Genomic DNA, 12,024 nt, shown 5'->3' with positions numbered 1-12,024 from the left:
CGCGCACCCGGCCGCCGCGCTCGGCCCGGGGCGGTCATCGGACCCCGCCCGACGCGGCGCCGCTACTTCAGCGTCGCCGAGGTCAGGCCCGCCTGGATCTGACGCTGGAAGGACAGGTAGACCACCAGCATCGGGATCATCGCGATGGTCACGCCCGCGAAGAGCACGGGCAGGTCGGTCTCGTAGCCCTGCTGCTGCTGGAGCTGGATCAGGCCCTGGGTGAGCAGATAGCGCTCGGGGTCCGATCCGGTCTGGGGCTGCATCAGCACGGAGGGCAGGATGTACTGGTTCCACTGGCCCAGGACGTTGAAGATCCCGACGCTGATCAGGCCGGGCTTGGCCATCGGCACCATCACCTGGAAGAAGATCCGGGTGTCGGAGGCCCCGTCGATCACCGCCGCCTCGTGGACCGCCGTCGGCAGCGTGCGGAAGAACGAGTGCATGAAGAAGACGGTGAACGGCATCGAGTACGCCACGTACACGAGGATCAGACCCTGGTAGGTGTTCAGCATGTCGAACCGCTTGACCATGAAGAACAGCGGGACGAGCGCGAGGAAGACGGGGAACATCGCGCCGCTGACGAAGAAGTAGTAGATGAACCGGTTGCCCGGGAAGGGGTAGCGGGCCAGGACGTACGCCGCCATCGAGCCGAACAGCATCGTCAGCGGGACGGAGAACACCATCACGACGAGGGTGTTGGCGAAGTAGTCGCCGATGCCCTTGTCCCACGCCCGCCCGAACGCGTCGAAGTTCCAGTTGGCGGGCCAGCTGAGGGCCGAGCCGCCGATCTGCGCGTCGGTCTTGAACGAGCCGAGCGCCAGCCAGATCAGCGGCAGCACGATCATCACGGCCCAGACGACGAGGAAGCCGTGGGAAAAGACGTTGAGGACCATGCCCTCGGAGCCTCCGGCGCTCCGACGCCCGCCGGGTCCGGCTGCGCCGGAGCGCTCCGCCGCGGATTCACCCGGAGCCTTGATCACTGTGGTCATGACGGTCTCCCGCTCAGAACTCGATGCGCTCGCGGCGGGTGGCGCGCAGCGTGATGACGGAAAGGATCAGGGTGAGGACGAGCATGACCACGCCCATGGCACAGGCGTAGCCGCTCTTGCCGAAGTAGAGGAAGTTCCGCATCAGGACGGTGGCCATGACCTCGCTGTGGTGGTCGGGGCCGCCGCCGAACTGGCCGGAGGTCATCGTCGAGACCAGGACGAACATGTCCATCGCGGCGATGCCCAGATAGACCGCCGAGGTCTGCACGGAGTCCCAGAGCAGGGGCAGGGTGACCCTGAAGAAGGTCTGCGCGCGTCCCGCCCCGTCGAGGAGGGCCGCTTCGTAGATGTCCTTGGGGATGGACTGCATGGCCGCGGAGAAGAGGACGAGGTAGAAGCCCACGCCGTGCCAGACCACCACGAGGAGCAGGCACCACAGGACGAGCCTCGGCTCGTTCAGCCATTCGATCGGGTGCAGCCGGTCGACGATGCCGAGGCGGATGAGGACGCCGTTGAGCAGGCCGCCCTCGTCGGTGCGGTACACGGCGCCGAAGAGGACCGCGAGGATGGCGAGGGAGAGGACCTGCGGGAAGAAGTAGACGACCTTGTAGAGGCGTGAGCCCGCCACGCCCTGCACGCCGCCTGCCCCGCCCCGCCCGCCCGCGTTCACCATGAAGGCGAAGAAGAGGGCGAGCAGGATGGTGACCACCGGGACGAACACCAGGAGCAGCAGGTTGTTCCAGAGGGCTCCGCGGAAGACCTCGTCCTTCATCAGGGCGGAGTAGTTGTCCATGCCGACGAAGTCGAACGTGGGCGACTGACCCGTCCAGTTGGTGAAGGAGTAGCCGAACGTCTGTACGTACGGCCAGATGACGAAGGTCAGGTACAGCGCGAGGGGTGCGAGGAGGAAGCCGGCGATGAAGCCGGCCCGTCCCCGGCCCTGGACTACATGGCTCATGGTGTCCGTCCCTGGTGTGCCGGTGACCGGTGGGGCGTGCTGCTGTCAGCTGCGACGGTTGTTCTTGGCGTTCGGATCCTGCGCCGCCTTGTTCACCGCCGCCTGGGCCCGCTTGATCCACTCCTTCGGCTGAATCCGCTTGGCCATCAGCTCGTTGGACGCGTCCTGGATGGCCGTGTCCATCTCGCTGTACCAGTCGGGGTAAAGGTAATTGAAGGTGTTCGATCCCGCCGCCTTGACGGCGGCCACCGCCGACTGGGTGCCGGGACGCAGTTTCACGCCCGGGTCCACGCCGTCCTTGACCACGGTGAGCGAGTTGGCCTGCTGGGCGAAGATGGTCGACCATTCGCGGGACAGCATCGAACGGATGAACTCCAGACCGCCGGGCTTGTTGGCCGCTTTCTCCGGGACGATGAAGGGCTCGCCCGCGCCGGCCCGGATGGCCTCGAAGGGCAGCTTGCTGTCGGCGAGCACCGGGACCGGCAGGAACTGCATGTCGAAGTCGTCCGGCGTCTGCTTGAGCTGCTCGTTCTCCAGCCAGGAGCCGGACGGGACGAAGGCGGCCTTGTACTGGTTCCAGGCGGTCTGGGACTCGGTGTGGGTCAGGCCGTTCGTGCCCGGCAGGAGCAGGTCCTTCTCGACCACCTCGTAGACCGCCTCGACGGCGGCGAGGGCGGCCGCGCTGCCCTCGAAGGCGTTCGGCTCCAGGTTGTCGATGGCCTTCACGGCCTCCAGACCGCCCTTCTTGGCGATCAGGTCCATGATGACGACGTTGATGTAGTAGGGGTACTTGCCCTGGTGGGCGAGGCCGCCGAGGCCGGCCTCCTTGGCCTTGGCGCAGACCGCGAGGAACTCGTCCCAGGTCCTGGGCGGCGTCCAGCCCTTCTCCTTGAAGAGCTTCCCGGAGTACCAGAAGCCGTAGACCGTGTAGACGTAGTTCAGCGAGACGAACTTGCCGCCCTGCGTGCCCTGTTCGATGGTGCCCGCGATGAGCGTGTCGCGGACCTTCTTGGTCGGGTCGTCGAGCGAGGGCGCGTCCAGCACGGGGGTGAGGTCGGCGAGCTGGTTGCTCTTGAAGAGCACGTCCAGCTTGATCCTCTGGGCGCCGGAGTTGTCGACGACGTCCGGCGGGTTGCCGCCGTTGAAGCGGGTCTGGAGCTTGCCGGTGATCTCCTGGGTGCCGAGGTGGGAGCTGGTGGTGCCCCACTTCTTGTCGAAGGCGGCCTCCCAGGCCTTCGCGTAGTCGTCGCCGAAGCCACCCTTGAAGACGACGACGTCCATCGTGCCGCCCTTCGAGACGCCGAAGGGGTTCTCCTTGGAGACGGCGGCCTTGTCGGGGCCCTTCGTCGTGTCCCCGCCGCCGGAGGCGCAGGCGGACAGGAAGCTCATCGTCGGCACGCTGATCAGTCCGAGCGCTGCGGAACGCTTGATCAGATCGCGGCGGCCGAGGCCCTCACCAGTGGATCCCATGCTCATGTCCTCGCCTTCGTCAGAAGTGTGAAGGAGGCCGGAAATCGCGGCAGTTGCCGTGCATGCGGGCATCACCGCAGGTCCCCCGGCATCCCCCGGCCCGGAGCCGCTCGTCACGCAGTGGCCCGGACGGGCACAGGTATAGTCCACTTCCGCTCGGCTGAGCAAGATCGTGCACAAGGATCGTTCCCGGCTTTTCCGAGTTGAGACCTGTCCGTCACCTGAGACCGTCGCCGCCGCCGCACGGAACGACAAGGGCCGCACCCCCTCGTCGGGGGTACGGCCCTATGGTGCCGACAGACGGCGGATCGCTCCGCCTGGCGCGCCCTTAGCCGCGGATCAGGTTCCGCAGGACGTACTGCATGATGCCGCCGTTGCGGTAGTAGTCGGCCTCACCCGGCGTGTCGATGCGGACGACCGCGTCGAACTCCACACCGGTGTCGGTGGTGACCTTGACGGTGCGCGGGGTGGTGCCGTTGTTCAGCTCCTCCACACCGGTGAAGGAGAAGGTCTCCTCGCCGGTGAGGCCCAGCGAGGCCGCGGTGACGCCCTCGGGGAACTGCAGGGGCAGGACGCCCATGCCGATCAGGTTGGAGCGGTGGATGCGCTCGTAGGACTCGGCGATGACGGCCTTGACGCCGAGCAGCGCGGTGCCCTTGGCCGCCCAGTCGCGGGACGAGCCGGAGCCGTACTCCTTGCCGGCCAGGATGACCAGCGGGATGCCGGCGGCCTGGTAGTTCTGCGAGGCGTCGTAGATGAAGGAGACCGGGCCGCCCTCGACGGTGAAGTCGCGGGTGAAGCCGCCCTCGGTGCCCGGCGCGATCTGGTTGCGCAGGCGGATGTTGGCGAAGGTACCGCGGATCATGACCTCGTGGTTGCCGCGGCGGGAACCGTACGAGTTGAAGTCGCGGCGCTCGACGCCGTGTTCGGTGAGGTACTTGCCGGCCGGGGTGTCGGCCTTGATCGCACCGGCCGGGGAGATGTGGTCGGTGGTGACCGAGTCGCCCAGCTTCGCCAGCACGCGGGCGCCGGCGATGTCGGAGACCGGGGTGGTCTCCATCGTCATGCCCTCGAAGTAGGGGGGCTTACGGACATAGGTGGACTGCGGGTCCCACTCGAAGGTGTTGCCGGTCGGGATCGACAGCGCCTGCCACTGGGCGTCGCCCGCGAAGACGTCGCTGTAGGACTTGCTGAACATGTCCTCGCCGATGGCGTTCGCCACGACGTCGTTGACCTCGGCCTCGGAGGGCCAGATGTCCTTCAGGAAGACCGGGTTGCCCTCGGTGTCGGCGCCGATGGCGTCCTGCGTGATGTCCACCTTCATGGAGCCCGCGATGGCGTACGCGACGACCAGCGGCGGGGAGGCCAGGTAGTTCATCTTGACGTCGGGGTTGATCCGGCCCTCGAAGTTGCGGTTGCCGGAGAGCACCGAGGTGACCGCGAGGTCGTGCTCGTTGATCGCCCTCGAGATCTCCTCGTCCAGCGGACCGGAGTTGCCGATGCAGGTGGTGCAGCCGTACCCGACGAGGTTGAAGCCCATCTTGTCGAGGTACGGGGTCAGGCCGGCCTTGTCGAAGTAGTCGGTGACGACCTTCGAACCCGGGGCCAGGGTGGTCTTGACCCACGGCTTGCGGGTCAGGCCCTTCTCGACGGCCTTCTTGGCCACGAGCGCCGCGGCGACCATGACGTAGGGGTTCGAGGTGTTGGTGCAGGAGGTGATCGCGGCGACCGTGACGGCGCCGTGGTCGATCTCGAAGGAGGTGCCGTCGGCCAGGGTGACCTGGGTCGGGCGGGTCGGCACGCCGTTGGCGGAGGCCGGGGCGTCGGAGGCCGGGAAGGACTCCTTGCCCGCCTCGTCGGCGTCGTCGACGTAGTTCAGGACGTCGACCGCGAACTGCTGGGCGGCGTTCGCGAGGACGATGCGGTCCTGCGGGCGCTTCGGACCGGCGATGGAGGGGACGACCGTGGAGAGGTCGAGCTCCAGCTTCTCGGAGAAGTCCGGCTCGGCGGCCGGGTCCAGCCACAGGCCCTGCTCCTTGGCGTACGCCTCGACGAGCGCGACCTGCTGCTCGGAGCGGCCGGTCAGGCGCAGGTACTTCAGGGTCTCGCCGTCGATCGGGAAGATCGCGGCGGTGGAGCCGAACTCCGGCGACATGTTGCCGATGGTGGCGCGGTTCGCGAGGGAGGTGGCGGCGACGCCCTCACCGTAGAACTCCACGAACTTGCCGACGACACCGTGCTTGCGCAGCATCTCGGTGATGGTCAGCACCAGGTCGGTGGCGGTGGTGCCGGTGGGCAGCTCGCCGGTCAGCTTGAAGCCGACGACGCGCGGGATCAGCATGGAGACCGGCTGGCCGAGCATCGCGGCCTCGGCCTCGATGCCGCCGACGCCCCAGCCCAGCACGCCGAGGCCGTTGACCATGGTGGTGTGCGAGTCGGTGCCGACGAGGGTGTCGGGGTAGGCCTGGCCACCCCGGACCATGACGGTGCGGGCCAGGTGCTCGATGTTGACCTGGTGGACGATGCCGGTGCCCGGGGGGACGACCTTGAAGTCGTCGAAGGCGGTCTGGCCCCAGCGCAGGAACTGGTAGCGCTCCTTGTTGCGGCCGTACTCCAGCTCGACGTTCTGCGCGAAGGCGTCCTTCGTGCCGAACTTGTCGGCGATGACCGAGTGGTCGATGACCATCTCGGCGGGCGAGAGCGGGTTGATCTTCGCCGGGTCGCCGCCGAGGGCCTTCACGGCCTCACGCATCGTGGCGAGGTCCACGACGCAGGGGACGCCGGTGAAGTCCTGCATGATCACGCGGGCCGGCGTGAACTGGATCTCCTGGCTGGGCTGGGCCTGGGAGTCCCAGCCGCCGAGCGCCCGGATGTGGTCGGCGGTGATGTTCGCGCCGTCCTCGGTGCGGAGCAGGTTCTCCAGCAGCACCTTCAGGCTGTAGGGCAGACGGGCGGAGCCCTCGACCTTGTCCAGCCGGAAGATCTCGTACGACTCGTCGCCCACCTGCAGCGTGCTGCGGGCGTCGAAGCTGTTCGCCGACACGACAGTCTCCTTCATGCATGAATTCGCGCGTTTACCGCATCCTGCCGCCACGCCCCTTGGCCAATCCGCTAAGGTAGGGCTAAGTTAGGTAACCCTTACCAACGGGGGCGGCTGCGGTACGCCTTCGGCAGATATCTCGATGTCGAGATAACTCTAGTACATGTCCGCGTGCGACGACGAGGCACGCCCCGTCGACCCCTCTCATCCGATCGAGGCGCTTGCTCGGCGAACCCCGCCGTCTCGCCTTCCGTCCCGGTGAACCCAGCCGTACGGGCTGAACTCGCTGGGGGTGCTGGTGGCTGTACCAGCCACCATCGTCCGTGACCGCGGTCTCCGACCCGAACGACCTCCCCGTGTCCCGCCGCCCCTCGGGCACCCGCGGTCGGCTCAGGCACAGGGCGTTGCTCTTCGCGGAAGGGCGCGCCCGCCGCGCGGGCCGGACGGGAAGCGGTCGATCGCCTCCGCCACGGCCCATGACCGAGACGGGATCACTCCGTCGAGGCCAGAATGCGGTCGAGTGTCCGGCGCCCCGTGCCGCTCATCGCCGGGTTGCTCTCGACGTAGTACCAGACGAGGCCCATCGCCTGTTCGAAGGCCCACGCCTTGCCGCGCTCCCACTCCAGATCGTCGCAGGCCAGTGTCCGCCGGAGCACTTCCCGCGGGCCGGGCTGCAGCAGGTGCCAGGCGCTGACCAGATCCAGCGCGGGGTCGGCCGGGCCGAATCCGCCGGTGTCGAGGATTCCGCCGAGCCGGCCTCCCGCGACCAGTACGTTGCCGGGGATCAGGTCACCGTGGCTCATCACGTCGGCGCCGGTGCGCGGCAACTCCCGGAAGCGGCTCCACAGCCGGCGCAGCCGGGGCACATCGAGCAGCCCCTCGCTCTCCTCGAAGCACTTCGCCATCCAGTCGTCGTGGTGGGCGAGAACGCCGCCGCGGTTCTCGCCGCAGAAGCGCCGCCCCCGCGTCTCGGCGTCCCGCAGGGCTGCGATGAAGGCGGCGAGGTCCTCGGCGAACGCGTCCGACCCGCTCGGGTCGGCATCGAGGGCCACTGTTCCCGGCAGCCACGTCTGGACCGACCACGGCATGGGGTAGCCCGCTCCGGGCTTTCCCGTGGCGACGGGCTCCGGGACGGGGAACCGGGACACCTGTGCCAGCTCCGTGCTCGCCCGTGCCTCCCGTTCCAGAACCGCCAGCGCCTCGGCAGCGTCGGTCAGGCGCAGCGGGAAACGCGCGGAGAGGCCGTCCCCGATGCGGAAGATGGCGTTGACCGTTCCGGTCGACGGCAGGGGCCGGATCGCCTCGCCGCTCCACCGGGGGAACTGTTCTCGGACCAGGGCCGCCACGATGTCGGGGGTCACGTCCACTTGGTCAACGTGCATGGTCAATCTCGTGGGCCCTTCCACAGATCCGGTTCAAAACGACGTGAGCGGTCCCGATCGACCGGGACGCAGCCAGTATTCAGGCGCCGGGTTCCCGGTCAAACGAGTTTCCAACGGCCTCCGAGTGCCTCGACCCGCACCGGCCGGCTCCCGCACGAGGGGCACTTCGCCCCGCCGCACGCGGGTCGAGGCCCCACGGCAACCTGGCGCGGCGCGGCCGGAAGTTCCGCCGTTCTCGACCGCGTCCGGTCATCGATGGGCGGTGCGGACCCGGGCGGGCCGCCGTACAACGCGAGACGGCGGGCCCGGGCCTGCCCGGCCCCCGCCATCGGTCGATGCAGCCGCCCGTGGCGCATCCCGGCGCTCCCGACGGCGCATCGGCTTCCCCTGACGGACCCTCCACGGCGCGGCTCAACGGGCGAGGGCGTGGCGGGCGGCCCAGGCGTTGACGGCCGCGGCGATCTCTTCGGGCCGGTCCTCCGGACAGAGGTGTGCCGCGGGCCCGCAGTACTCGCTCTCCAGCGCCGAGATGTTCCGCTCGCACCAGGCGGCGGCCTCGGCTCCGGTCATCAGGGCGGGCGAGCCGTCGAAGGTGAGCAGGAGCTTGGGCACCTCGGGACTGTCGGCCAGCCAGGCGTCGTACCGCTCGACGACGGCGACGACGTCGGCCGGCTCTCCGCCGATCGGCAGTGAGCGGGCCCACTGCAGCAGGGGCCGCCGGCTCTCGCGGGTGGGGTAGGGGGCACCGTAGACGGCACGGTCCTCCTCGGCCATCGGGTGCAGCACGGTCTGCAGAATGCTGTCCTCGATGAAGATGTTCCGGTCGAGGACCATCTCCTCCCCCACTCCCGGAGTGCGTATCGCCTCGAACCGGACACGTGCGGCGGGCGGGTACTCCTCCCACCCCATCGGGCGCACGATCGTCTCCATGAAGGCGATACCGCGGACCCGCCCGGGGTGGCGGGCGGCCCGGTCGAAGGCGAGCACCCCGCCCCAGTCCTGACCTACGAGCACCGCCTCGTCGAGTCCGAGCGCGTCGAACCACGCATCCAGGTAGCGGGCGTGGTCGGCGAAGCGGTACTCGCCGTCCGGCTTTCCGGAGCGGCCCATGCCGATGAGGTCGGGGGCCAGGACGCGGACCGGACCCTCGATGCGGGGCAGCACGCCCCGCCAGAGGTGGGAGGAGGTGGGGTTGCCGTGGAGGAAGACGAAGGGCACGCCCTCGCCGCGGTCCTCGTAGTACATCGTCGAGTCGAGTACGTCGATCGTGGGCACGGGGAGCCCCTTCCGTAATCGTTGGCGTGACTAACGTTCGTGACACGAACGAAGCTATACCGTTGGTGCCACTAACGCAAGCGGTAGCATCACCCCATGACCACGGGAGAGAACGGGGGCGCGGCCGTCCCCGCGCGACTGCGCGAACTGCCCAGCCGCCTGCTGGGACAGGCGTCCACCCACGCGCAGCGCCTGGTGACCGAGGCCCTGGGCCGGGCAGATGCCCATAAATGGCACTACGCGGTCCTGGTCGTTCTGGAGGAGTCCGGGCCGGCGAGCCAGGCGGCGCTGAGCGACCGCACCGGCATCCACCGCAGCGACCTGGTCGCCGTCATCAACGAACTCGCCGGCCGCGAACTGGTCGACCGCGCCCCCGATCCCGAGGACCGTCGGCGCAACGTCATCACCCTCACCCCGCTGGGCCGACGACGGCTGCGCAGGCTGGAGCAGCTCCTCGACGCGGCCCAGGGCGAACTCCTGGCCCCCCTGTCGACGGTGGAGCGCGAGCAGCTCACCCGCCTGCTGGGACGCATCGTCGAGCACCACGCGCACGGCGGCCCGGCCATGGGAGCTGACGGTCAGTAACCTCCGGGGCGACGCCGCCCCGCGCGCCCGACACGCCGATCGACACAGCCATCTGCCACACCCGACGCAGGAGTCATCTCATATCTGAGATACGGTGCCCCCATGGCAGACGACTACCTCGTACGCATCGGCAAGCTCATTCGTGACGCCCGGCAACACCGGGGCTGGACACAGAGTCAGCTCGCCGAAGCTCTCGGCACCAGCCAGAGCGCAGTGAACCGGATCGAGCGCGGCAACCAGAACATCAGCCTTGAGATGATCGCCCGAATCGGTGAAGCTCTCGACAGCGAGATCGTCTCCCTGGGCTACGCCGGCCCGATGCACCTGCGCGTAGTCGGCGGCCGGCGCCTGTCCGGCGCCATCGACGTCAAGACGAGCAAGAACGCGTGCGTCGCCCTGCTCTGCGCCTCCCTGCTCAACAAGGGCCGTACGGTGCTGCGCCGGGTGGCGCGCATCGAGGAGGTCTACCGCCTCCTGGAGGTCCTGAACTCCATCGGCGTCCGCAGCCGCTGGATCAACGACGGCGTCGACCTGGAGCTGGTCCCGCCGGCCCGCCTCGACATGGAGGCCATGGACGCGGACGCCGCCCGCCGGACCCGGAGCATCATCATGTTCCTGGGCCCCCTGCTGCACCGGATGGAGACCTTCCGTCTGCCCTACGCCGGCGGCTGCGACCTCGGCACCCGCACCATCGAACCGCACATGATCGCCCTGCGCCGCTTCGGCCTGGACATCACCGCGACCGAGGGCATCTACCACGCGAAGGTCGCGGCCGGGGTCTCCCCCGACCGCCCGATCGTGCTGACCGAGCGCGGGGACACGGTCACCGAGAACGCGCTGCTGGCGGCCGCCCGGCACGACGGCGTGACTGTCATCCGCAACGCCTCCTCCAATTACATGGTGCAGGACCTGTGCTTCTTCCTGGAGGCGCTGGGCGTCAAGGTCGAGGGCGTCGGCACCACCACGCTCACCGTCCACGGCATCCCGAACATCGACGTGGACGTCGACTACTCCCCCTCCGAGGACCCGGTCGAGGCGATGAGCCTGCTCGCCGCCGCGGTCGTCACGGAGTCGGAGCTGACGATCCGCCGGGTCCCGATCGAGTTCATGGAGATCGAACTCGCGGTCCTGGAGGAGATGGGCCTCGACCACGACCGCTCGGCGGAGTACTCGGCGGACAACGGCCGCACCCGCCTGGTCGACCTCACGGTCCGCCCGTCGAAGCTGGAAGCCCCGATCGACAAGATCCACCCGATGCCCTTCCCCGGGCTGAACATCGACAACGTCCCCTTCTTCGCGGCCATCGCCGCCGTCGCCCAGGGCCAGACCCTCATCCACGACTGGGTGTACGACAACCGCGCCATCTACCTGACGGATCTGAACCGCCTCGGCGGCCGCCTCCAGCTGCTGGACCCCCACCGCGTCCTGGTCGAGGGCCCCACCCGCTGGCGCGCGGCGGAGATGATGTGCCCGCCGGCCCTCCGCCCGGCGGTGGTCGTCCTGCTGGCGATGATGGCGGCCGAGGGCACCTCGGTGCTGCGCAACGTCTACGTGATCAACCGCGGCTACGAGGAACTGGCCGAGCGCCTCAACTCGGTGGGCGCCCAGATCGAGATCTTCCGGGACATCTGAAGGTTCCAAGAGAAAGTATCGTGAAACCCCTCCTGACCTGCACAAATAGGCGACAGGAGGGGAATCGTAGGCACCTCGGGGACTTTCCTGGGACTTCTGGCCGGGCGCGGAGGCTCTGAGTGACAGGGCACATCACGTGATCCATCATCGGAGTCGGCCTGAAAGGATCGCAGAGTCCGTCCTGCTCAGGGCTGAGCAGACTGCGGCAACCAGCTCACCCGGGGATCCGCCCCCGCTCGCTCCGGACGCAGCTCGCACATCATGACCCTCGCACCATCTCCGGCCACCATAATGGACTCATGCCCTCCAGCTCACAGCACCCCGCGCCCACCCCGAGGGACGTCTCGGACGCGGACGCCAAGGACCTCGCGCTGTATCGGGAGAAGTTCCGGTGCCGTCTTCCGGAGTCGCTGGACGAGTTGCACGGCCCGACCCGGGGGGTCGTGGATCTGCCGCTGCACATGGCCTGGTCCGGGATGACCTCATACGACCTGGGCAAGCCGCGCCAGCGCATGGGCCTGTATCGCACCGTCCTGCACGAGGGCCTGCACGACGACCTGCCCCACTACCTCAACCAGGACCTGCTCCTCCAGCTGTGGCCGGTGCTGCGCACCCTCGTCGGCCGCAGCGTGCGCGCCGTATGGGAAGATGCCTTCCCCGAGCTCGCCTCCCGGACCCGGGCAGCCGCGTGAC

The 12,024-nt window shown here is 68.6% G+C and carries 9 protein-coding genes; 3 read left to right on the top strand and 6 right to left on the bottom strand.

The window, feature by feature from the left end:
* Positions 1-62: 62 nt before the first annotated feature.
* The 6 genes from ACIPXC_RS01930 to ACIPXC_RS01905 all read right to left on the bottom strand — a co-directional run bounded on the left by ACIPXC_RS01930 (position 63) and on the right by ACIPXC_RS01905 (position 9,114).
* Positions 63-989, bottom strand: coding sequence for a carbohydrate ABC transporter permease (locus ACIPXC_RS01930; protein ID WP_401612369.1), 927 nt, complete (start codon positions 987-989; stop codon positions 63-65).
* Positions 990-1,002: 13 nt separating this feature from the next.
* On the bottom strand, positions 1,003-1,947 hold the full coding sequence (locus ACIPXC_RS01925) for a carbohydrate ABC transporter permease (RefSeq protein ID WP_401612366.1): 945 nt from the start codon (positions 1,945-1,947) through the stop codon (positions 1,003-1,005).
* Positions 1,948-1,992: 45 nt separating this feature from the next.
* Complete coding sequence (gene ngcE, locus ACIPXC_RS01920; RefSeq protein WP_401612581.1) at positions 1,993-3,417, bottom strand: N-acetylglucosamine/diacetylchitobiose ABC transporter substrate-binding protein; 1,425 nt, start codon at positions 3,415-3,417, stop codon at positions 1,993-1,995.
* A 328-nt stretch (positions 3,418-3,745) separates the two neighbouring features.
* Positions 3,746-6,460, bottom strand: coding sequence for an aconitate hydratase AcnA (gene acnA, locus ACIPXC_RS01915; protein WP_401612363.1), 2,715 nt, complete (start codon positions 6,458-6,460; stop codon positions 3,746-3,748).
* A 488-nt stretch (positions 6,461-6,948) separates the two neighbouring features.
* Complete coding sequence (locus ACIPXC_RS01910; RefSeq protein ID WP_401612360.1) at positions 6,949-7,839, bottom strand: aminoglycoside phosphotransferase family protein; 891 nt, start codon at positions 7,837-7,839, stop codon at positions 6,949-6,951.
* 411 nt (positions 7,840-8,250) lie between these two features.
* Positions 8,251-9,114 carry a haloalkane dehalogenase gene (locus tag ACIPXC_RS01905; RefSeq protein ID WP_401612357.1) on the bottom strand — a complete coding sequence of 288 codons (864 nt, stop codon included), beginning with the start codon at positions 9,112-9,114 and terminating at the stop codon, positions 8,251-8,253.
* 96 nt (positions 9,115-9,210) lie between these two features.
* On the opposite strand from ACIPXC_RS01905, the gene ACIPXC_RS01900 reads away from it, so the two are divergent.
* The 3 genes from ACIPXC_RS01900 to ACIPXC_RS01890 all read left to right on the top strand — a co-directional run bounded on the left by ACIPXC_RS01900 (position 9,211) and on the right by ACIPXC_RS01890 (position 12,023).
* Positions 9,211-9,699, top strand: coding sequence for a MarR family winged helix-turn-helix transcriptional regulator (locus ACIPXC_RS01900; RefSeq protein WP_401612354.1), 489 nt, complete (start codon positions 9,211-9,213; stop codon positions 9,697-9,699).
* A 102-nt stretch (positions 9,700-9,801) separates the two neighbouring features.
* Positions 9,802-11,331, top strand: coding sequence for a helix-turn-helix domain-containing protein (locus ACIPXC_RS01895; protein ID WP_401612351.1), 1,530 nt, complete (start codon positions 9,802-9,804; stop codon positions 11,329-11,331).
* Between the two features lie 299 nt (positions 11,332-11,630).
* Positions 11,631-12,023 carry a hypothetical protein gene (locus ACIPXC_RS01890; protein ID WP_401612348.1) on the top strand — a complete coding sequence of 131 codons (393 nt, stop codon included), beginning with the start codon at positions 11,631-11,633 and terminating at the stop codon, positions 12,021-12,023.
* Position 12,024: the final 1 nt, after the last annotated feature.

The organism is Streptomyces sp. NPDC090021, from assembly GCF_044748225.1.
In the GTDB taxonomy this organism is placed as follows: Bacteria; Actinomycetota; Actinomycetes; order Streptomycetales; family Streptomycetaceae; genus Streptomyces.
Note: the sequence above shows the minus strand (reverse complement) of the source record. Positions and strands in the feature narration are given on the sequence as shown.